Origin of the sequence: Vibrio sp. LaRot3 (assembly GCF_027587025.1) — a bacterium.
Taxonomy (GTDB): Bacteria; Pseudomonadota; Gammaproteobacteria; order Enterobacterales; family Vibrionaceae; genus Vibrio.
In genome coordinates this window covers 195,120-216,542 of record NZ_JAPPTI010000005.1, presented here as the reverse complement: position 1 = coordinate 216,542, position 21,423 = coordinate 195,120, and the positions used below count along the sequence as shown (strand labels likewise).

The following is a 21,423-nucleotide window of genomic DNA, read 5'->3' as shown; positions in this document are numbered from 1 at the left end:
AAAGCCACATCACTTGGCTAAATTGAAGGCCAGACGTTGAGCTAGTCTAGCCTTGGACGCTAGTAACGTCGAGTTAACCGGAGCAACTCGACGTTTTAGCGATATTAAACGTCTAATAAGAGACGTGCTGGGTCTTCAAGTAACTCTTTAATGGTTACTAGGAAGCCCACTGACTCACGACCATCAATTAAACGGTGATCATAAGACAGCGCTAGGTACATCATCGGCAAGATTTCAACTTTGCCATCCACTGCCATTGGGCGGTCTTGAATCTTGTGCATACCAAGAATCGCCGCTTGCGGTGGGTTAATGATTGGCGTAGACATCAATGAGCCAAATACACCGCCATTAGTAATGGTGAAGTTACCACCCATTAGCTCATCAACCGTTAATTTGCCATCACGACCTTTAATCGCTAGATCTTTGATGCCTTTTTCAATATCGGCAAAGCCTAGTGTGTCACAGTCTTTTAGAACTGGAGTAACAAGGCCACGCGGCGTGGATACCGCCATGCTGATATCAAAGTAGTTGTGGTAAACGATGTCATCACCATCAATAGACGCGTTTACTTCTGGGTAACGTTTTAGCGCTTCTGTCACCGCTTTCACGTAGAAAGACATGAAGCCAAGACGAATGCCATGACGCTCTTCGAACTGATCTTTGTATTGTTTACGCAGATCCATGATTGGCTTCATGTTTACTTCGTTGAACGTGGTCAACATTGCAGTGCTGTTTTTCGCCTCAAGCAGACGGTTTGCCACTGTTTTACGTAGGCGAGTCATTGGCACACGCTTCTGGCTACGAGCTGCTGCCGGCGCTTCAACCGCTGGCTCTTCCGCTTTAGGCTCTTGTTTCGCATTCGCAAGGTGCGCTTCTACGTCTTCACGAGTAATGCGACCACCAACACCAGAACCTTTCACTTGATTCACTTCTAGGCCATGCTCAGCCATCAAACGACGAACGGCAGGGCTAAGTGCATCATTGGTCTCTTCTGTTAGAGAAGCTTTATGACGCTTATCTGGAGACGCTTCAGTTTCTTCGGTGCTGTCCGTGGTTGGTTCACCTGCGACTGCACCCGGCTTCAACTTAGCGATTAATTGTTTCGAAAGTACAGTTGCACCTTCTTGTTCGATAATGGCTTCAAGTACGCCCGCTTCTGGAGCCGGCACTTCTAGCACAACTTTATCTGTTTCGATGTCTACCAACACCTCATCACGCTCAACCGCTTCACCCGGTTGTTTGTGCCAAGTGGCAACAGTTGCGTCGGCGACTGATTCAGGTAAGTCTGGAACCAGAATTTCAATTGTCATTTTCTATCTTCCTTATGCTTCTAGTTCTTAATTCGAGGTATTAGCGTCTGCTACATCAGAACTAATCGTCAATGCGTCTTCAATTAACGCTTTTTGTTGTTTCAAGTGAACCGACATGTAACCAACGGCTGGCGAAGCTGAGGCTGGGCGTCCCGCATACTTCAAATCAGCGCCGGCTGGAATTCCAGCTCGGAAATTGTGTTGGCTAGAATACCAAGCACCTTGGTTTTGTGGTTCTTCTTGACACCATACGAAGTCTTCAACGTTGGTAAACGGAGCTATCGCCGCTTTCACCTCTTCTAGAGGGAATGGGTATAGCTGCTCGATACGAACAATCGCTACATCAGTTTGCTCATTATTTCTGCGCGTCTCTAGTAAGTCGTAATAAACCTTACCTGAACAGAACACCACGCGCTTCACTTGGCTTGCATCTAGATCGTCGACTTCACCAATTGCAGCTTGGAAGTTGCCATCGGTAAGGTCTTCTAGCTTAGAAGTACACAGTGGATGACGAAGCAGTGACTTAGGAGACATCACAATAAGTGGACGACGCATCGGGCGAACCACCTGACGACGAATCATGTGGTAAACCTGTGCAGGCGTCGATGGCACAACAACTTGCATGTTTTGTTCAGCACAAAGCTGGAGGTAGCGCTCTAGACGAGCAGACGAGTGCTCTGGGCCTTGGCCTTCATAACCGTGTGGAAGCAGCATGGTTAAACCACATAGGCGGTTCCATTTTTGCTCACCTGATGAGATAAATTGGTCAATCACCACTTGTGCGCCGTTGGCGAAATCACCAAATTGCGCTTCCCAAATGGTCAAGCCACTTGGCTCTGCGGTTGCGTAGCCATATTCAAACGCCAATACCGCCTCTTCAGACAGAACTGAGTCAAAGACTTGGAATGGACCTTGTTTGTCATGAATGTTCGCCAATGGAATGTAAGTGCTCGCATCCGATTGGTTATGCAGTACTGAGTGACGATGGAAGAACGTACCACGACCAGAATCCTGACCAGAAATACGAATTCGTTTACCGTCATCCACCAGCGTCGCGTAAGCCAACGTTTCCGCCATGCCCCAGTCAACATCCTTCTCGCCATTCATCATCGAGATACGGTCGTTGTAGAGTTTATTTACACGGCTTTGTAGCTTGTGGCTATCTGGGTATTGGCACAGACGGTTGCCAAGTTCAGCTAAACGCTCACGATCAAAAGTGCTATCCCATTCCGCATCCCAATCATGGCCAATGTATGGCGACCAGTCCACTGAGTGCAGAGCCATCGGGCGCCACTCTTTCACCACAACTTCACCACGATCAAGCGCATCGCGGTATTCGTTCACCAACTGAGTTGCAACTTCGATATCGTAGTCACCACGCTCAATCAATACGTCGGCATAAAGCTTACGAGGTGTTGGGTGTTTCTTAATTTTCTGATACATCAGAGGCTGAGTTGCATTTGGCTCATCAGCTTCGTTGTGGCCATGACGGCGGTAACATACCAAATCAATCACAACATCACGCTTAAACTCATTACGGTAATCCAGAGCAATACGTGTAACGAATGCTACGGCTTCTGGATCGTCTGAGTTAACGTGGAAAATCGGTGCCTGTACCATCTTCGCGATATCGGTACAGTACATGGTCGAACGAGTGTCACGAGGGTTTGACGTCGTAAAGCCAACTTGGTTATTGACTACGATACGAACCGTGCCACCTACTTGGAAGCCACGCGCCTGAGACATGTTAAACGTTTCAGCCACAACACCCTGACCCGCGATGGCTGAGTCACCGTGAATGGTGATTGGCAATACAGTATCGCCTTGTCTGTCACCTAAGCGGTCTTGACGGGCACGTACCGAACCAATAACCACAGGGTTCACAATCTCAAGGTGAGATGGGTTAAACGCCAAGGCTAAGTGAACATCACCACCGGGCGTTGCAAAGTCTGCTGAGAAACCTTGGTGATATTTAACATCGCCCGTACCCCACGTTTCATCGTGCTTACCGGCAAATTCATCAAACAAGTCTTGTGGTTTCTTACCCAACACGTTAACCAACATGTTAAGGCGACCACGGTGGGCCATACCAATCACCACTTCGCGCATGCCGTTTTTACCAGCATGACGAATCAATTCTTTGGTCATTGGGATAAGAGCATCACCACCTTCTAGTGAGAAACGTTTTGCCCCTGGGAACTTAGCACCCAAGTAACGCTCTAGACCTTCTGCAGCCGTTAACTCTTCAAGAAACTCACGCTTTTCTTCAGAAGTGAACGATGGCTGACCGACCACAGATTCTAAACGTTGCTGAATCCAACGTTTTTGCTCTGTATCCGTCATGTGCATGTACTCTGCACCAATCGAACCACAGTAAGTTTTCTTCAATGCCGCGTAGATGTCTTTCAGTTGCATGGTCTCTTGACCGATCGCAAATGAACCGACATTGAACGTTTCTTCGAAGTCATCTTCGGTGAGATTGTGGAATGCGGGATCTAATTCAGCCACCGGAGGGCGGTTCCATAGACCGAGGGGATCAAGTTCTGCAGCTTCGTGACCGCGGAATCGGTACGCATTGATTAACTGAAGAACTTTTACTTGTTTAGCATCGACATCTGGGTCACTGACTTGAACGCTATAATGCTTAGTTTCTTGGGCGAGTCGACGGAAGTAATCACGGACACGTGAATGAGGCTGTTCAATCACCTCTTGTGAAGGCTTGGGCAAACCTTCAAAAACACGAATCCACTCCTCACTTACCAGGTCGGGATCACTTAGATACAGTTCGTAGAGGTCTTCTACGTATGTTGCATTGGCGCCAGCCAAGTGTGAAGACTCGAGCCATGCCTTCATCACGCCGTTGTGCATATTTTCCCTTAACCAGTAGTTTTCACGTTTTTATTGCGGTCTATGCCGCACTTATAAGAGCCGATGCTCACCTGAACACCGGCAATTTTATGTATCTTTAAACCGAACGATTAACCAACATACTCTTAATATGGCCAATCGCTTTTGTCGGATTTAACCCTTTAGGACAAACACTTACACAATTCATGATGCCGTGGCAACGAAAAACGCTAAATGCGTCATCAAGATCTGATAATCGTTCATCTGTGGCTGTATCACGGCTATCAATCAGCCATCGATACGCTGCTAACAAACCTGCAGGGCCGATAAATTTATCTGGATTCCACCAGAAAGATGGACACGATGTTGTACAACATGCGCACATGATACATTCGTATAATCCATCAAGATGAGCACGCTCATCCGGCGCTTGTAAATTCTCGCGCGACGGTGGCAGCGCACCGTCTGAAATCAAGAATGGTTTTACTTTCGCATAGTTATCATAGAACTGTGTCATGTCAACGATAAGATCGCGAATTACAGGTAATCCCGGCAGTGGGCGAATGACAATCTGCTTACCTTGTAAAGCAGACAATGGCGTTATACATGCCAAGCCATTCTTACCATTCATATTCAAACCATCAGAGCCACAAACCCCTTCTCGGCAAGAACGACGAAACGCAATCGTTGGATCTTGCTCTTTAAGCAGAATCAGCGCATCCAACACCATCATGTCAGAGCCTTCATCTACCTCAAGAATGTAGTCCTTCATATAAGGCTTGTCATCGAGATCCGGATTGTAGCGATACAAAGAGAAGTTCAGTTTCATAGTCTTGTCCTCCTCTTAGTATGTACGAACTTTCGGTGGGAAAGCGTCACGATGCACAGGAGTCATGTTCACATCACGCTTACTCATCTGTTCTGTTTCAGGATTGTAAATAGAGTGACATAGCCACTGCTCGTCATCACGATCTGGGTAATCAAATCGAGCGTGTGCGCCGCGACTCTCTGTACGGTAGTTTGCTGCAACCGCAGTAGAGAATGCCGTTTCCATTAAGTTATCAAGTTCTAAACACTCAATGCGTTGCGTGTTGAACTCAGAAGACTTATCAGAAAGGTGCGCTTCTTTTAGACGCTCACGAATCACTTTAAGCTCTTCTAGGCCAGTTGCCATTGCATCGCCTTCACGGAATACCGAGAAGCTATTTTGCATACAAGTTTGCAGATCTTTACGGATAACTGCTGGGTCTTCACCGCTGGTGCTGTTTTCCCAGCGCATTGTGCGCGCCAGTGACGCTTCAATGTCTGATTCTGTTGCCGGACGAGCTTCCGCTTGCGCAGCTAAGGTTTCACCTAGGTGTAGACCCGTCGCTCGACCAAATACCACTAAATCAAGTAGTGAGTTACCACCTAAGCGGTTTGCACCATGTACAGATACAGAAGCAATCTCACCACAAGCGTATAGGCCTTGAACTTCCGCCTCACTGCCATCAGCCAGTTGTTTAATCGCTTGACCAGAAACTTGCGTCGGTACGCCGCCCATCATGTAGTGACAGGTTGGAATAACCGGAATCGGCTCTTTGACTGGGTCAACGTGAGCAAAAGTACGTGATAGTTCACAGATACCCGGTAGACGAGACTCAAGAACATCTTTGCCCAAATGGTCCATCTTAAGCTTAATGTGTGGACCCCACGGGCCATCACAACCGCGACCTTCACGGATTTCGATCATCATTGAACGAGCAACCACGTCACGACCAGCCAAGTCTTTAGCATTCGGCGCGTAACGTTCCATAAAGCGCTCACCGTCTTTATTTAACAGGTAACCACCTTCACCACGACAACCTTCTGTTACCAATACACCAGCACCTGCGATGCCCGTTGGGTGGAACTGCCACATTTCCATATCTTGCATCGGTACGCCCGCACGTAGCGCCATACCCACACCATCGCCCGTATTAATGTGCGCGTTAGTGGTAGAAGCGTAAATACGGCCAGCACCGCCGGTTGCAAGGATGGTTGCTTTCGATTTGAAGTAACAGATTTCGCCTGATTCCATACAAATCGCAGTACAGCCCATAATGGCGCCATCTTGGTTTTTCACCATATCTAACGCGTACCATTCAGAGAAAATGGTGGTTTTGTGCTTAACGTTTTGTTGGTAGAGAGTATGAAGAAGTGCGTGACCTGTACGGTCAGCCGCCGCCGCAGTACGTGCAGCCTGTTCACCACCAAACTGTTTCGACTGACCACCAAATGGGCGTTGATAAATCGTACCATTGTCAAAACGAGAAAACGGTAACCCCATCTTCTCTAGTTCAATCACGGATTCTGGACCGTTCTTACACATGTACTCAATGGCATTTTGGTCGCCAATGTAGTCAGAACCTTTTACGGTATCGTACATGTGCCACTGCCAATCATCTTCGTGAGAGTTACCTAAGGCTACGGTAATACCACCCTGAGCAGATACAGTATGAGAACGAGTTGGAAATACTTTAGATAACAAGGCACAAGTTAGGCCCTGCTCTGAAATTTGCAGCGCGGCACGCATGCCTGCACCACCTGCGCCGATTACTACGGCATCGAATTCACGAACTGGAATAGACACTTACGCACCCCACAAAATAAACAGACCAGAGAAGAAGTAACCCAACAATAGAGCTACGATACCGACTTGCAGCGCACCACGAAGCATCGTGTGCTTAATGTAATCAGTCAGAACCTGCCACAAACCAATCCATGCGTGGATCAACACGCAAGTTAGCGCCAACATAGTGAACGCTTTGGTAAAGGTTCCATCAAAAAACTGGGTCCAAGATGCGTAAGAAATATCTGTGAACGCACAAAAGCTCACCAGATAGATCGTGTAAAGAGTCATAATGATGGCTGATGCACGAATCAGTAGGAAATCGTGAACACCATTACGACCGAATGATGAAATGTTTTTTACCATACCAGTACCCCCGCGAGAACAGATAATACGGCGGTTGCTCCGAACGAGACTTTAGCGCTCATCGCGCCAGTGTCTAGCTCCTCAAAATAACCCATATCCATGAGAAGGTGACGAACACCACCTACAATATGATAGGCTAGAGCGGTAAGAACGCCCCATAAAATGAAGGTAACGAACCAACCGTCAACGATATCGACAGCTTTCATAAAACCAACAGGGGACGACAGAGATAGGGATAGCAGCCATAGCAAAATACCGATCGACACGAACGTAATCACACCCGATACACGATGTAATATGGATGCGATAGCGGTGATCGGAAAGCGTATGGTCCGCAAGTCTAAATTAACAGGTCTTGACTTTCTTTCTTTCACGGGCTTGCTCACTCAGCTCACTAGAGCATTTATAGTTATTAACGAAATTTAGTCGCAAACCCATAAAACAAAACATTTAATCAACAAAAACAGGTCAAATTGGACAGGTTAATTGTAAGTAAAATGTTAAAATCAGTTCTTGAAAAAGCAGTCATTAATTCTTTCAAGCCTTGAATTTATTAGGTTTCTCCCAAATTTCACATCGCCACTATACGATTGGCAACATTCTAATACAATTAGTGTAACAATTTTTGCTACACAGAACATATTTTTAACTTTATGGGCATAAAAAATAATAACAAGTGCACACATCAGAGGAGAAAAATTGACTTTATTAACGAACAGACGTACAAAAATGGCACACAAACATCCTGGATGGATTAAATAATAAACAAAGGAGATTGTTATGGCGGATAAGAATGCGACCCTTCATATTGAAGGTAAAGCACCAATCGAGCTGCCAATTATGGACGGGACTATTGGCCCACAAGTAATTGACGTTCGTAAACTGGGAGCAAACGGATTTTTCACTTTTGACCCAGGTTTTCTTGCCACTGCATCTTGTGAATCCCAAATCACCTACATCGACGGAGCGAAAGGTGTTCTTCTCCATCGCGGTTTTCCAATCGATCAATTAGCAAATAACGCTGATTATTTAGAAGTCTGTTATATCCTTCTTTACGGTGAAGCCCCAACTCGTGAGCAGTACGAGCAATTCAAAACAACAGTAACTCGCCATACCATGGTGCATGAGCAAATCGCTAGCTTCTTCCACGGCTTCCGTCGTGATGCACACCCAATGGCAGTTATGTGTGGCGTGGTTGGCGCATTGGCGGCCTTCTACCACGATTCACTTGATATCAACAACGACTCTCACCGAGAGATCGCTGCATACCGTCTGCTATCAAAAATGCCGACATTGGCTGCCATGTGTTACAAGTACTCTATTGGCCAGCCTTTCATCTACCCTCGCAATGACCTCAACTACGCAGAAAACTTCCTACACATGATGTTCGCAAATCCTTGTGAAGAGTATGAAGTGAACCCTGTTGTCGCTCGTGCGATGGACAAAATCTTTACTCTACATGCAGACCATGAGCAAAACGCATCAACGTCAACTGTGCGTCTAGCAGGCTCATCTGGTGCAAACCCATTCGCCTGTATTGCAGCAGGTATCGCGTCACTATGGGGGCCAGCACATGGCGGTGCAAACGAAGCGTGTCTGCGTATGCTGGAAGAAATTGGCAGCGTAGATAAGATTGAAGAATATGTTGCTAAAGCAAAAGACAAGGATGACCCATTCCGCCTAATGGGCTTTGGTCACCGTGTTTACAAAAACTACGACCCACGCGCAACAGTAATGCGTGAAGCATGTCATGAAGTATTGTCTGAGCTGAACATCAAAGATCCACTGCTTGATGTAGCAATGGAGTTAGAGCGTATTGCGTTGTCTGACGAATACTTCGTTGAGAAGAAACTGTACCCGAATGTCGACTTCTACTCAGGTATCATTCTAAAAGCGATTGGTATTCCTGTTTCTATGTTTACGGTTATCTTCGCAATGTCGCGTACTATTGGTTGGATTGCACACTGGAACGAAATGCACAGTGATCCTGCAAACCGTATCGGTCGCCCTCGCCAGCTATACACCGGTGAGCAGCAGCGCACATTTAAGCCTATCCACGAACGTGAATAAGCTTTAACAGTTCAATAAGCGAAAAAGGTTGACCATTGGTCAACCTTTTTTATTTCTGCTTTACACTATCTACACTGGATTATCGATATCAATGAAAGTGACATCTAACCCATGTTGCTCAGCTAACCACTCACCTAACGCCTTAATACCGTAGCGCTCTGTTGCATGGTGACCGGCTGCAAAGTAATGAATGTCTTGTTCTCTCGCGCTGTATGTGGTGCGTTCAGAGATTTCACCTGAAATGAACGCATCCAAACCATTTTGCGCAGCCAACTCAATGTAATCTTGACCACCACCTGTACACCAACCTACCGTTTCAATCAGCTTGTCCGCGTTGTCTGGCGTAATATGAAGCGGAGCGCGGTTCAGCACTGAATCAATTCTTTTCGCTAGCTCAGCGCCGGTTACAGGCTGCTTTAAACGCCCGTACATGGCGACAGACTGGGCGTGGCCTTCTAAACCACCCTCTACCTCTATCTCGAGTAAACGTGCAAGCTCTGCGTTATTACCGAGCTCAGGGTGAATATCCAGCGGCAGGTGGTAGCCCAAAAGATTAATATCATGTTTGATTAGGCTACGAATACGTTTACCTTTCATACCACGAATTGGCTCTGGCTCGCCTTTCCAAAAGTAACCATGATGAACTAATAGCGTATCCGCCCCCAATGCAATAGCTTGATCAATCAAAGCTTGAGAGGCCGTCACCCCAGTGACGATTTTCTTAACTTCCGATTGACCTTCCACCTGTAGGCCATTTGGGCTGTAATCTTTAATCAGTTGCGGAGACAACTTGTCGTTTAAAATCTTTTCCAATTGTAGATTGTTCATCTGACTTTCCAGTATGCTGATGGTTAGCGCTGTTATACCAATTTCAATCATCAAAGTGAAACGAACGAGTTCGATCGCCAATGGATAATCTGCAAAAATTTGATCACTGGGTACGCACAGCCCCCAACCTCATCACCTCCGAGGCGCCATTCAGTGATTTTTCCAGCTTTAACACTAAAGCAATCTCCAGTAATGCAAAATACCAAGGAAACTCTCGACTAGGATTTCTCTTTCAACACCTATGTACCGAAATATTCAAAAGAGATGAACATTACGCCATTGAGCTAGAAGAAGTGCAATTATCCGAGAATGGAAGAACGCTAGGCGCGATCGATTTGATTGTTAATAATCTCACGAGCCACCAGCTTGAACATTGGGAAGTTGCAATCAAGTTCTATCTACTCAAAGACGGGATTTGGTATGGCCCCAATGCGCATGACCAGTTGGATAAGAAACTGGATAGAATGCTAACCCACCAACTCAGCATGTCGTCGACTCAAGCATTCAAAAGTGCCTACCCCAATATGGCGATAGCGAGCCAGCGCTTGCTAATGCAAGGGCGCTTGTACACTAACCCTTTTAGTGACGAAGAAATACCAACGCACTGCTTAGACTACCCGCTAAACCAAACACAGATTAACGGTTATTGGTGCTACTTCCATCAAACTAGCCAAATTGGTAAACCGCTTTTCCCTTTAACTAAACCTCAGTGGGCGATTGGTACTGATGATTTCTCACAGCCTATCGAACCAAGCAGTGAACGATTTATCCATGCCCAAACCGAAGATGGGCAATTTTGGTTTATCGTCCCGGAAAGCTGGCCAAACAACAAAACCTAACCCCATAAAAAAGGGCTGATGTTATCACATCAGCCCTTTTCAGCTATATATGGCTATTAATTACAAGCCAGCATCAGCAAACACTTGATTTACAATCTCTTGAGCTTCTTTCTCAATCAATTTCAAGTGCTCTTCGCCTTTAAAGCTCTCACAGTAGATTTTGTAAATATCTTCTGTGCCTGACGGACGCGCCGCAAACCAACCATTTTCCGTGGTCACTTTCAGGCCACCAATCGCCGCACCATTGCCTGGCGCATGAGTCAAACGAGCAGTAATCGCATCGCCAGCTAATGTATCAGCAGAAACCATCTCAGGAGAAAGCTTCTTCAACACATCTTTTTGTGGGCCATTCGCCACTGCCTGAATACGATTGTACTTAGACTCACCATGTTTCGCAGCAAGTTCTTCATAATATTGCTGTGGGTTCTTACCCGTCACTGCGGTAATTTCTGCCGCGAGTAGACAAAGAATGATGCCATCTTTATCCGTTGACCAAGGCGTACCATCTTTACGTAAGAATGATGCGCCTGCGCTCTCTTCGCCGCCGAAACCAAACTTACCTGAATAGAGGCCATCAACAAACCACTTAAAGCCCACAGGTACTTCACAAAGCTCACGACCTAGGTCCGCCACAACACGATCGATTAACGCGCTAGATACGAGCGTCTTACCTACCGCAACGTCTTTACCCCAACCTTCACGATGACGGTATAGGTAATCAATACAAACGGCCAGGAAATGGTTCGGGTTCATCAAACCTTTTGGCGTCACAATACCGTGGCGATCGTAGTCTGGGTCATTACCAAACGCCAAATCATAGTCATCTTTCAGAGCAAGAAGCCCAGCCATAGCATAAGGTGATGAACAGTCCATACGAACCACACCATCTTTGTCTAAAGACATGAACTGGAAGCTTGGATCAATCGCTTCGCTCACGAGTGTAAGGTCTAAATTGTATGCCTTAGCGATTTGACGCCAGTAATCAATACCGCTGCCACCAAGAGGATCAACACCAATCTTAAGGTTCGCTTTTTGAATCGCTTCCATATCGATAACGTTAACCAAGTCATCAATGTACGGCTTAACCAGATCCAGCTCGACAAACAACTCTGATGCTTTTGCCTCGGCTAAAGGAAGACGCTTCACACCCTGTAGACCTTCTGCGATAACCACATTCGCACGATTTTCAATCGCTTTAGTCAGTGCATCTTCTGCAGGGCCACCATGAGTTGGGTTGTATTTAATACCGCCATCTTGTGGTGGGTTATGTGATGGAGTAATTACGATACCGTCAGCTTTATCTTGGTGCTGTAGGTTGTAAGTCAGGATTGCATGCGACACACCCGGCGTTGGCGTATAACCACTCTCTTGCTGAACAATGACTTTTACGCCATTAGCGATCAGAACTTCGACCACACTTGCGAAAGCGGGTTCAGATAGTGCGTGGGTGTCTTTACCGACAAACAGAGGACCTTTAACCCCTTTTTCTTCTCTTACTTCAGCAATAGCTTGCGCGATAGCCAAAATATGGTTTTCGTTAAAGGTCGACTTATCTGCAGTACCACGATGGCCAGACGTGCCAAACGCGACGTTATGCGCAGGGTTTGTTGGATCGGGTTGCAGTAAGAAGTAGTTGGAAACTAACACAGGAATATTGTGCAAATCCTGTTGCTGGGCCTTTTGTCCAGCGCGTGGGTGCATAGCCATGTTGACATCCTTTCTAAATTTAAATTACCGATAACGATCAGCAACAAGCCATAAAATATCGGCATAAAAAAAACCTCATAACTCGGAGTAAGCCAGATTATGAGGTCAGGTATTTGACGTTAGATGGAGTTAATCACTTTCTCGATTAAGTCGCTAGGGAAGCTCATCCTTTCCATAAGTTGATCAACCATTTGTCTCTTGCGACTGGTGTTATTATTAGTGATAACCCAGAATGGAGAAGCAGGAATAGCTTTAGGTTTAGTCGTATTGCCATTCTCTAATAGGGTTTGCTCGTTATCTGCAAAGTAAACACGTTTACGACCTTTGACTTGAGTCGCTTCTGAGAAACTCTCAGGATCAATGCGGTGCAGAGTAGATAAAACAAGCATAAAACGATCAATGGCTTTCTTAAGGCCTGCAAACTCGTCTGAAATCAGTAAAGTTCGCATCTCTTTTACGCCATCAACTTGTACATCTTTCACGGCATCCTTGCTGACCACTACCCCTTGAGGTTGTGGGCTAGATTGCTGTGGAGTTTCTTGAAGGTTCGCATCTACCGCCAATAAACGACGTAAAATATCTGACGCGCTCTCGCCAATATGTTGGGTTTGGCTTGCGATGTAACGGTATAGATCCTCATCAACCTCAATTGTTTTCATTCGCTTTTCACAATCTCTATGTTTAAACTCTGTGACGATTATAACGAGATCTTGTCTCAGACTCTACGTTAAACCAGTCACGAATAAGATAAAATGTCACAACTGCTCAACTACAAACTAGAAGGTGAGGGTCACACCATAGTATTGATCCACGGATTATTCGGTAATCTTGATAATCTTGGCTTGCTAGCAAGAAGCTTAAAACAAGATCATCAAGTGCTGAGTATTGATCTTCGCAACCATGGTCAATCCTTCCATTCAAAGAGCCATACCTATCTTGAGCAAGCTCAAGATGTCAAAGCGCTTTTGGATCATTTGGCAATTCAGCGCTGCACTTTAATTGGCCACTCAATGGGCGGTAAAGTCGCAATGAAGTTAGCGGAACTGATCGAACCCATGGTTGATAAGCTGATTGTACTCGACATGGCGCCCGTTCATTACTCACAAAGCCGACATGATAATGTTTTTGCAGGCCTACGTAACGTTGAGTCCGTCAAACCGACCAATCGCAAAGATGCTCAAAACCTTCTTGCTGAACATATCGAGCTTGATGGCGTGAGACAATTTCTCGGAAAGTCTCTTTACAATAACGGCGAGCACCTCGCTTGGCGCTTTAACGTCGAATCTCTCGGGGACAATTACTCAGAAATCCTTGGCTGGCAGCCAATCAACAAGATCGAGACACCGACCTTATTCGTAAAAGGGGTAAACTCCGATTATTTGTTGGCCAAACATCAAAACGACATTCAGCAGCAGTTTTTACACGCAAAAGCGCATGTCATTGCCAACACCGGACACTGGCTGCATGCTGAAAAACCGGATGAAGTGCTACGCACTATTCGAAAGTTCTTGGCTTAAAAGCCGTTTAAGAACGTTCGAGGAAATGCGATTTTTCTACACAGAAGCAAAGTGAGATACTCTCTCATTAACTTTGTCGGATAACAGTGGTATAGTTCGGCGCAAGTAAATTAGCATACAGGGATTCCATGCTTTACGACTACATGAACATGCTTGAGGCTATTGGCCTTGATCTTCTTTTCGCTGCTATCTTTTTTCTGATAGGTATGGCGATAAAAGATGTTCTCAAAGCAGGCAATGTGCCCGCATTTGGTCGTAGAATAGTATGGTTGGTTCTTTTCCTAGGGTGCGCTGGATTCATCGCGAAAGGGATAATTCAGTTGAGCTGGGAAGGGGGAGGCCTAGGCTAACCCACGCAAAGATGCTGTTAAGTAGACAATATTTAAAGGTAACGAATCTATGGCAAGTGTAGGTATCTTCTTTGGTAGTGACACAGGTAACACTGAAGCTGTTGCAAAGATGATTCAAAAAGAACTAGGTAAACAACTGGTTCACGTACAAGACATTGCAAAGAGCAGCAAAGAAGACATTGATAATTTTGATCTTCTGCTTCTAGGTATCCCTACTTGGTACTACGGTGAAGCTCAATGTGATTGGGATGACTTCTTCCCTGAGCTAGAGCAAATCGATTTCTCGACTAAGTTAGTCGCTATTTTCGGTTGTGGCGACCAAGAAGACTACGCAGAGTACTTCTGTGATGCGATGGGTACCGTTCGCGATATCGTTGAAGCGAAAGGCGGCACTATTCTTGGCTACACACCAACAGAAGGCTACGAGTTTGAAGCGTCTAAAGCGCTTGTAGAAGGCGACGACAGCCAGTTTGTTGGTCTATGTATTGATGAAGACCGTCAACCAGAGCTAACCGACGAGCGCGTTGGTAACTGGTGTAAACAAATTCATGAAGAAATGTGCCTAGCTGAGCTAGAAGATTAATTTCTTCCTGAAGAAAAACCTCCCATGTGGAGGTTTTTTTGTATCAGTTACTTTTGCTTATTAACTATTTGCTTGCTCTGCTTCGGTTCTGTGTTGCGGTTTTTTGCGTACATACAGTTTGCGCTGTACTTCTGCCACCACTTCTCCTTTTGCATCTTTTACGTGAATCACAAACTCGGGGAAGCTCTTATCTCCGTTGCTGGTTTGTTGATATATCTCATCCAGTTGAGCACTACTCAGTTCAAAATCCGCGAATAAATCCCCTTTTCCCGGCCTAATAAAGTTAATGCTAGCCTCTTTGTCCCACACATAATATTGCTCGCCTAAAATGCCCATCAGCATCAAGGAGTAAACAGGATCCGTCACAGAAAAAATACTGCCACCATATTGAGTTCTATTGGCATTTTTGTTCCACCAGCGCAATTTCAGCTTCATTTTCACTTGGCGGAAATCTCGGCTAATCGAAACGATTTTTATTCCCGCGCCCCAAAATGGCGGCCAACTATTTAACGCAAACCTCACAACCCTTGGTTTGTAAATCTTTGAAAATAAAGAACTCATGCATTTCCTTTGCAAAAAAGACTCATTAAGTTAATAAATTGTAACTGGTCATACCAGAAAAGTCCGTGACAGTACACATGTTTATAAAAAAATAATTAACCCCTTGAAGTTCGTGGTTTATTGTTTAGCCCACCTGCCCTATAATGGTATGAATATTGAATTCTGTTTAAATGCTGCAGATCATCAACGGGAAAGTATATGTCAGACAATAACCAAGCGCTAAAGGATGCTGGTCTTAAGGTAACATTACCAAGACTAAAAATTTTAGAAGTACTACAGCACCCTGAATGCCAACACATCAGTGCTGAAGAGCTGTATAAAAAACTGATCGACCTAGGTGAAGAGATCGGTTTAGCTACTGTGTATCGAGTATTAAACCAATTTGATGACGCAGGCATTGTGACTCGCCACCACTTCGAAGGCGGTAAGTCAGTATTTGAGCTTTCAACTCAACACCACCATGATCACCTAGTATGTCTAGATTGTGGCGAAGTTATCGAGTTTTCAGACGCCGTAATTGAAGAGCGTCAACGCGAAATCGCAGCAAAATACAATGTGACGCTAACCAACCACAGCCTATACCTATACGGCAAATGTGGCGACGGAACGTGTAAAGACGACCCTAACGCTCACAAAGCAAAGAAATAACAAAAAGCGCCCTTTAGTGGCGCTTTTTCTTTCTCTGTACTTTCCAAAGTTCAGCATAAAAAAAATGCCAGTCTAGTGACTGGCATTTTTGTTTTAACTATTCACTACACAGTGAAACTATTTTGCTTCAATCTTAGCCCACGTATCACGTAAGCCAACAGTGCGGTTGAATACTAGACTCTCCGCAGGTGAGTCTTTCTTATCCGCACAGAAGTAACCCATACGCTCAAACTGGAAGCCTTTCTCAGCTTCTGCTTGAGCTAGGCTTGGCTCAACAAAGCCATTAAGCACTACGAGTGACTCTGGGTTAATGGTTTCTGCAAAGTTATCCGCTGCCGCTGGGTTTGGCACTGTAAACAGGCGATCGTATAGACGAATCTCAGCAGGTAGACCTTTGTCAGCCGATACCCAGTGAATAACACCTTTCACTTTACGACCGTCAGCTGGGTTCTTACCTAGCGTATCTGCATCGTAGCTACAGAAAATCGTAGTAATGTTGCCTTCTGCATCTTTTTCAATACGTTCAGCTTTGATTACGTAAGCACCGCGCAGACGTACTTCTTTACCTAGCACTAGGCGTTTGTACTTCTTGTTCGCTTCTTCACGGAAGTCTTCACGCTCAATCCATACTTCACGGGTAAATGGAACTTCACGTGAACCCATTTCCGGTTTGTTTGGATGATTTGCCACAGATAGCGTTTCAACCTGACCTTCTGCGTAGTTTTCAATTACGATCTTAACCGGATCAAGCACAGCCATTGCACGTGGTGCATTTTCGTTCAAGTCATCACGGATACAAGATTCTAAAGAACCCATCTCGATCATGTTGTCTTGCTTGGTCACACCAATACGCTTACAGAACTCGCGAATAGATGCAGAGGTAAAGCCACGACGACGTAGGCCAGAGATAGTTGGCATACGCGGGTCATCCCAGCCATCAACCAATTTCTCAGTCACAAGTTGGTTTAGCTTACGCTTAGACATCACCGTATACTCAAGATTTAGACGACTAAACTCGTACTGACGAGGCTGACAATCAATAGTAATGTTGTCTAGAACCCAATCGTATAGACGACGGTTGTCTTGGAACTCAAGCGTACAGATAGAGTGCGTGATGCCCTCTAGCGCATCCGAGATACAGTGCGTGAAGTCGTACATTGGGTAAATGCACCACTTGTCACCCGTTTGGTGATGCTCAGCAAAACGCACACGGTAAAGCACTGGATCACGTAGCACGATGAACGATGACGCTAGGTCAATCTTAGCACGTAGACACGCTTTACCTTCTTCGAAGCCACCATCACGCATTTTTTCAAACAGCGCTAGGTTTTCTTCAGGTGTACGATCGCGGTATGGGCTCGGCTTACCTGGTTGGGTAAGTGTGCCACGGTACTCGCGGATCTGCTCAGGACTTAGCTCTTCAACGTACGCTAAGCCTTTGTTAATTAATTCCACTGCGTACTCGTATAGCTTGTCGAAGTAGTTTGATGAGTAACATACGTCACCATCCCACTCGAAGCCTAACCAGCTCACATCATTCTTAATTGACTCAACGTATTCTACGTCTTCTTTTTCTGGGTTAGTGTCATCAAAACGAAGATTACACTTACCTTGATAGTCCTGAGCAATACCAAAGTTTAAGCAAATTGACTTAGCGTGACCGATATGCAGATAGCCGTTTGGCTCTGGCGGGAAACGAGTATGCACGCTTGTGTGTGTACCATCCGCTAAATCTTTATCAATGATTTGGCGAATAAAGTTCGATGGACGAGCCTCAGCTTCACTCATCTATAGCACCTCAATTATTTTAGTATTGTCAGAGAAAAATGGCTCCAACGGGCAATTCTGCCGATTAGAGCATATTGACTCTAATCATCCACAATTCTTTATCAAGACACAACAACAACCGCGCTTTTATTGAGAAATAATCACGCCCTATTGATGCTAAATTAACCGCCCTGTTATTTTCTTTGCTGCAAACGCAAAAAAGCCTCCCGAAGGAGGCTTTTACACTTACATATTAACTATTGGTTATTATGGAAGTTTTACATCAGATAGGTCTTCGTTTGCACCGATAGCTTTCATTTCGCCAGCAACGATTTCAGCTAGTGGGCCAAGGATAACCTGAAGGTTGTTTTCACCTAGTTTAACTACACCTTTCGCACCAAGCTTCTTAAGAACATCTTCGTTAGCTACAGAGCGGTCTTTTAGAGTAAGACGTAGGCGAGTGATACAAGCGTCGATTGAAGTTAGGTTCTCGTGACCACCTAGAGCTTTTAGGTATTGACGAGCAAGGTCACCTTTTGGAGCTTCACCAGTTGCACCAGCTTCTTCGTCGTCATCTTCACGACCAGGCGACTTCAGGTTGAATGCGCGGATTGCGAAGCTAAATGTGAAGAAGTATAGAGCACCGAAGCCAAGACCGATTGCACCTAGTAGTAGAGGCTTAGTCGCTAGACCGAAGTTCAATAGGTAGTCGATTAGACCAGCAGAGAAACCGAAGCCGTGTAGCGTACCGAACATGTTAGCAACTACTAGCGATAGACCTGTAAATACTGCGTGCATTGCGTATAGAGCAGGAGCTAGGAATACGAACATGAATTCTAGTGGCTCAGTGATACCTGTTAGGAAAGAACAGAATGCTACTGAGAATAGTGCACCACCAACTTGACCGCGTTTTTCAGCAGGAGCCGCTAGGTACATTGCTAGAGCAGCACCAGGTAGACCGAACATCATTACTGGGAAGAAACCGTTCATGAATACACCAGCAGACTTATCGCCGCCGAAGAAACGGTGTAGGTCACCAGATTTAACTGTTTCAGTTACTTCTTTAACAGTTGCAGTGATTTCAGGAGTTACAGAGTTAGCAAACTCAAATGTGTACTCTTGGCCTACTACTAGAGTTTTCGCTAGAGTTGGGTCAACACAAAGTTGCTTGATGTTTTCGAAACCAGCAGCGCCAGCTACTACGATTTCTTGACAAGTACCCATACCGAACCAGAAGTAAGAGTTCAATACGTGGTGTAGACCTACAGGGATAAGTGCACGGTTAAGAGTACCGTAAACGAATTGACCAACAGCGCCTGAAGTAGATACAGCGTGTGCTAGAGCGTCAAGACCGCCTTGGATAGTTGGCCATACAACACCACCGATAGCACCTGCAACTAGAGCAAACAGACCAGCCATGATAGGAACTAGACGTTTACCAGCGAAGAATGCTAGCCATTCTGGAAGACGAGTTGCGTGGAAAGCGTTGTAAGAGTGACCCGCGATGATACCAGCGATGATACCGCCGAAGAATGACATGTTAACACTTGCGTCAATTGTTGTTGCTGTTGCTGTTAGTACGAAGTACGCAACTGCACCAGCTAGGCCTGCTGCACCGTTACCGTCTTTAGAAAGACCGATTGCGATACCTAGACCGAATAGCAGTGGAAGGTTACCGAAGATAGCACCACCTGCTTGTGCCATAAACGGAATGTCTAATAGGTCGCCTTGACCTAAACGAAGTAGAAGCGCCGCAACTGGAAGCGTTGCGATAGGTAGCATAAGCGCTTTACCTAGCTTCTGTGCATATCCAAGAATATTCACCTTAAGTTCCCCCTATAGGATTTGTATTTTGGTCGAGCTACTTTTTTTTGTTGCTCAATTTAGTCGAGCTCAGTTTATGACATTAATTTTGCTCCGCAAATTAAAACCTTATCATTTGTGATCCTAATCACCAGAAAAGGGTTGAATGGAAGGTTTTTGCTAGCGAGATCATAAAACTTATTTTACAATTCAAAAAAATGACCACAACGAGATAGTATTCTCTCGATTGTTACCCACGTGGAATGAGTCATAAACATTGCTTCTATAAGGCTTTAGCGTTTCTTTTTAGTTTTATAAATAAGCCGCTTTTTGATTCGCGACCAACCACACATTTAAAGGGTAATGGGATATGAAAAGTTCGTTTGCAAAAGATATTTCGCGACCTAATTGAAACGCTCAAATTAAGTCGTTTTTAGGGTAAAATTAACCCAGGTGGCCATAAAGTTTTAAGACTCTTAACTTATAAGGATTAGCTAATCATGTATGCGCTAACTAACTGTAAAATCTATACCGGTAACGATGTTCTCGTTGACCACGCAGTCATCATCAAGAATGACCTCATCAATTCAGTATGCCCAGTAGCTGAGCTACCTGAAGGTATCGAAACTCGCGACCTTAACGGTGCAAACCTGAGCCCTGGTTTTATTGACCTACAGTTAAACGGTTGTGGCGGCGTGATGCTAAACGATGAAATCACTGCAGACACAATGCAAATCATGCACGAAGCTAACCTAAAATCAGGTTGTACTAGTTTCCTACCTACGCTAATCACGTCATCAGACGAGAACATGCGTCAAGCTGTAGCTGCAGCTCGTGACTACCACGCGCAATACAAAAACCAATCGCTAGGTCTGCACCTTGAAGGTCCTTACCTTAACGTTGCGAAAAAAGGTATTCACAGCGTTGATTACATCCGTCCATCAGATGACAGCATGATCGACTTCATGTGCGAAAACGCAGACGTTATTGCAAAAGTAACGCTAGCACCAGAGCACAATGAACCTGCGCACATCGAACGCCTAAAAGCAGCGGGTATCGTTGTTTCTATCGGCCACACTAATGCCACTTACGCAGAAGCACGTAAGAGCTTTGAACACGGCATTACTTTCGCGACTCACCTATTCAATGCGATGACACCAATGGTTGGTCGTGAACCAGGTGTTGTTGGTGCGATTTATGATACTCCAGACGTATACGCTGGCATCATTGCTGACGGTTTCCACGTTGACTACGCTAACATCAGAATTGCTCACAAAATTAAGGGCGAAAAATTAGTATTAGTGACCGATGCCACAGCTCCTGCAGGCGCTGACATGGATTACTTTATTTTTGTTGGTAAGAAAGTATATTACCGTGATGGTAAGTGTGTTGATGAAAACGGCACACTTGGCGGCTCAGCACTAACAATGATTGAAGCAGTACAAAACACTGTTGAGCACGTCGGTATCGCTCTGGACGAAGCACTTCGTATGGCAACTTTGTATGCCGCGAAAGCAATCGGTGTTGAAGATAAACTAGGCCTAATCAAAAAAGGCATGGTTGCCAACCTGACTGTTTTTGACCGTGACTTCAACGTTCAGGCGAATGTTGTTAACGGACAATACGAGCAAGTGTAG

Annotated in this window: 19 protein-coding genes; 7 read left to right on the top strand and 12 right to left on the bottom strand. The window is 45.3% G+C overall.

Annotated features, from left to right (window positions below; translation table 11 throughout):
- Window positions 1-104 precede the first annotated feature (104 nt).
- The 6 genes from odhB to sdhC form a co-directional block, all read right to left on the bottom strand.
- Window positions 105-1,310 carry a 2-oxoglutarate dehydrogenase complex dihydrolipoyllysine-residue succinyltransferase gene (gene odhB / locus OH461_RS12860; RefSeq protein WP_270021011.1) on the bottom strand — a complete coding sequence of 402 codons (1,206 nt, stop codon included), beginning with the start codon at window positions 1,308-1,310 and terminating at the stop codon, window positions 105-107.
- Window positions 1,311-1,337: 27 nt separating this feature from the next.
- Window positions 1,338-4,178: a 2-oxoglutarate dehydrogenase E1 component gene (gene sucA, locus OH461_RS12855; RefSeq protein WP_270021010.1), complete on the bottom strand. Its 2,841-nt coding sequence runs from the start codon at window positions 4,176-4,178 to the stop codon at window positions 1,338-1,340.
- Window positions 4,179-4,275: 97 nt separating this feature from the next.
- Window positions 4,276-4,986, bottom strand: coding sequence for a succinate dehydrogenase iron-sulfur subunit (locus OH461_RS12850; RefSeq protein ID WP_270021009.1), 711 nt, complete (start codon window positions 4,984-4,986; stop codon window positions 4,276-4,278).
- 15 nt (window positions 4,987-5,001) lie between these two features.
- Window positions 5,002-6,768, bottom strand: a complete 1,767-nt coding sequence (sdhA, locus tag OH461_RS12845) for a succinate dehydrogenase flavoprotein subunit (protein ID WP_270021008.1) — start codon at window positions 6,766-6,768, stop codon at window positions 5,002-5,004.
- Window positions 6,769-7,113 carry a succinate dehydrogenase, hydrophobic membrane anchor protein gene (sdhD, locus tag OH461_RS12840; RefSeq protein ID WP_270021007.1) on the bottom strand — a complete coding sequence of 115 codons (345 nt, stop codon included), beginning with the start codon at window positions 7,111-7,113 and terminating at the stop codon, window positions 6,769-6,771.
- Complete coding sequence (sdhC, locus tag OH461_RS12835; protein WP_270021006.1) at window positions 7,107-7,499, bottom strand: succinate dehydrogenase cytochrome b556 subunit; 393 nt, start codon at window positions 7,497-7,499, stop codon at window positions 7,107-7,109. The genes sdhD and sdhC overlap by 7 nt, the downstream gene beginning before the upstream one ends.
- 394 nt (window positions 7,500-7,893) lie before the next feature.
- Between sdhC and OH461_RS12830 the strand changes: the two genes are divergently transcribed.
- A complete protein-coding gene (locus tag OH461_RS12830; protein WP_260259590.1) occupies window positions 7,894-9,183 on the top strand; it encodes a citrate synthase in 1,290 nt (429 codons plus the stop codon).
- A 69-nt stretch (window positions 9,184-9,252) separates the two neighbouring features.
- Here the strand turns inward: OH461_RS12830 and OH461_RS12825 are convergent, their stop codons facing one another.
- Entirely contained in the window at window positions 9,253-10,011 is a 759-nt protein-coding gene (locus tag OH461_RS12825; protein WP_270021005.1) for a Nif3-like dinuclear metal center hexameric protein, read from the bottom strand.
- An 80-nt stretch (window positions 10,012-10,091) separates the two neighbouring features.
- Here OH461_RS12825 and OH461_RS12820 point away from each other — a divergent pair, with 80 nt between their 5' ends.
- A complete protein-coding gene (locus OH461_RS12820; RefSeq protein ID WP_270021004.1) occupies window positions 10,092-10,850 on the top strand; it encodes a DUF1853 family protein in 759 nt (252 codons plus the stop codon).
- A 60-nt stretch (window positions 10,851-10,910) separates the two neighbouring features.
- Here OH461_RS12820 and pgm read toward each other — a convergent pair whose 3' ends face one another.
- Both pgm and seqA read right to left on the bottom strand, forming a co-directional pair.
- Window positions 10,911-12,557 carry a phosphoglucomutase (alpha-D-glucose-1,6-bisphosphate-dependent) gene (pgm, locus tag OH461_RS12815; protein WP_270021003.1) on the bottom strand — a complete coding sequence of 549 codons (1,647 nt, stop codon included), beginning with the start codon at window positions 12,555-12,557 and terminating at the stop codon, window positions 10,911-10,913.
- A gap of 119 nt (window positions 12,558-12,676) precedes the next feature.
- Window positions 12,677-13,216: a replication initiation negative regulator SeqA gene (gene seqA, locus OH461_RS12810; protein WP_270021002.1), complete on the bottom strand. Its 540-nt coding sequence runs from the start codon at window positions 13,214-13,216 to the stop codon at window positions 12,677-12,679.
- Window positions 13,217-13,309: 93 nt separating this feature from the next.
- Here seqA and OH461_RS12805 point away from each other — a divergent pair, with 93 nt between their 5' ends.
- The 3 genes from OH461_RS12805 to fldA all read left to right on the top strand — a co-directional run bounded on the left by OH461_RS12805 (window position 13,310) and on the right by fldA (window position 15,007).
- Window positions 13,310-14,074 carry an alpha/beta fold hydrolase gene (locus tag OH461_RS12805; RefSeq protein WP_270021001.1) on the top strand — a complete coding sequence of 255 codons (765 nt, stop codon included), beginning with the start codon at window positions 13,310-13,312 and terminating at the stop codon, window positions 14,072-14,074.
- A 128-nt stretch (window positions 14,075-14,202) separates the two neighbouring features.
- Window positions 14,203-14,424 carry a DUF2788 domain-containing protein gene (locus OH461_RS12800; protein ID WP_260259596.1) on the top strand — a complete coding sequence of 74 codons (222 nt, stop codon included), beginning with the start codon at window positions 14,203-14,205 and terminating at the stop codon, window positions 14,422-14,424.
- Window positions 14,425-14,473: 49 nt separating this feature from the next.
- A complete protein-coding gene (gene fldA / locus OH461_RS12795) occupies window positions 14,474-15,007 on the top strand; it encodes a flavodoxin FldA (protein WP_270021000.1) in 534 nt (177 codons plus the stop codon).
- A 60-nt stretch (window positions 15,008-15,067) separates the two neighbouring features.
- Here the strand turns inward: fldA and OH461_RS12790 are convergent, their stop codons facing one another.
- The gene (locus OH461_RS12790; RefSeq protein WP_270020999.1) at window positions 15,068-15,568 is read right to left on the bottom strand and encodes a DUF4442 domain-containing protein; all 501 of its coding nucleotides are present in this window, start codon (window positions 15,566-15,568) and stop codon (window positions 15,068-15,070) included.
- Window positions 15,569-15,766: 198 nt separating this feature from the next.
- On the opposite strand from OH461_RS12790, the gene fcrX reads away from it, so the two are divergent.
- Window positions 15,767-16,216: a ferric iron uptake transcriptional regulator FcrX gene (gene fcrX, locus OH461_RS12785; protein WP_270020998.1), complete on the top strand. Its 450-nt coding sequence runs from the start codon at window positions 15,767-15,769 to the stop codon at window positions 16,214-16,216.
- Between the two features lie 117 nt (window positions 16,217-16,333).
- Here the strand turns inward: fcrX and glnS are convergent, their stop codons facing one another.
- Together glnS and nagE are read right to left on the bottom strand one after the other, a co-directional pair.
- Window positions 16,334-18,004 (bottom strand): glutamine--tRNA ligase, encoded by a 1,671-nt coding sequence (gene glnS, locus OH461_RS12780; RefSeq protein ID WP_270020997.1) that lies wholly within the window; start codon window positions 18,002-18,004, stop codon window positions 16,334-16,336.
- Between the two features lie 246 nt (window positions 18,005-18,250).
- Entirely contained in the window at window positions 18,251-19,807 is a 1,557-nt protein-coding gene (gene nagE / locus OH461_RS12775) for an N-acetylglucosamine-specific PTS transporter subunit IIBC (RefSeq protein ID WP_270020996.1), read from the bottom strand.
- A gap of 479 nt (window positions 19,808-20,286) precedes the next feature.
- Between nagE and nagA the strand changes: the two genes are divergently transcribed.
- Complete coding sequence (gene nagA, locus OH461_RS12770) at window positions 20,287-21,423, top strand: N-acetylglucosamine-6-phosphate deacetylase (protein WP_270020995.1); 1,137 nt, start codon at window positions 20,287-20,289, stop codon at window positions 21,421-21,423.

Coding starts and splice junctions, on each gene's coding strand:
- odhB (WP_270021011.1), bottom strand. CDS start 1,310: ATGACAATTGAAATTCTGGTTCCAGACTTACCTGAATCAGTCGCCGAC.
- sucA (WP_270021010.1), bottom strand. CDS start 4,178: ATGCACAACGGCGTGATGAAGGCATGGCTCGAGTCTTCACACTTGGCT.
- OH461_RS12850 (WP_270021009.1), bottom strand. CDS start 4,986: ATGAAACTGAACTTCTCTTTGTATCGCTACAATCCGGATCTCGATGAC.
- sdhD (WP_270021007.1), bottom strand. CDS start 7,113: ATGGTAAAAAACATTTCATCATTCGGTCGTAATGGTGTTCACGATTTC.
- OH461_RS12830 (WP_260259590.1), top strand. CDS start 7,894: ATGGCGGATAAGAATGCGACCCTTCATATTGAAGGTAAAGCACCAATC.
- OH461_RS12825 (WP_270021005.1), bottom strand. CDS start 10,011: ATGAACAATCTACAATTGGAAAAGATTTTAAACGACAAGTTGTCTCCG.
- OH461_RS12820 (WP_270021004.1), top strand. CDS start 10,092: ATGGATAATCTGCAAAAATTTGATCACTGGGTACGCACAGCCCCCAAC.
- pgm (WP_270021003.1), bottom strand. CDS start 12,557: ATGGCTATGCACCCACGCGCTGGACAAAAGGCCCAGCAACAGGATTTG.
- seqA (WP_270021002.1), bottom strand. CDS start 13,216: ATGAAAACAATTGAGGTTGATGAGGATCTATACCGTTACATCGCAAGC.
- OH461_RS12805 (WP_270021001.1), top strand. CDS start 13,310: ATGTCACAACTGCTCAACTACAAACTAGAAGGTGAGGGTCACACCATA.
- OH461_RS12800 (WP_260259596.1), top strand. CDS start 14,203: ATGCTTTACGACTACATGAACATGCTTGAGGCTATTGGCCTTGATCTT.
- fldA (WP_270021000.1), top strand. CDS start 14,474: ATGGCAAGTGTAGGTATCTTCTTTGGTAGTGACACAGGTAACACTGAA.
- OH461_RS12790 (WP_270020999.1), bottom strand. CDS start 15,568: ATGAGTTCTTTATTTTCAAAGATTTACAAACCAAGGGTTGTGAGGTTT.
- fcrX (WP_270020998.1), top strand. CDS start 15,767: ATGTCAGACAATAACCAAGCGCTAAAGGATGCTGGTCTTAAGGTAACA.
- glnS (WP_270020997.1), bottom strand. CDS start 18,004: ATGAGTGAAGCTGAGGCTCGTCCATCGAACTTTATTCGCCAAATCATT.
- nagA (WP_270020995.1), top strand. CDS start 20,287: ATGTATGCGCTAACTAACTGTAAAATCTATACCGGTAACGATGTTCTC.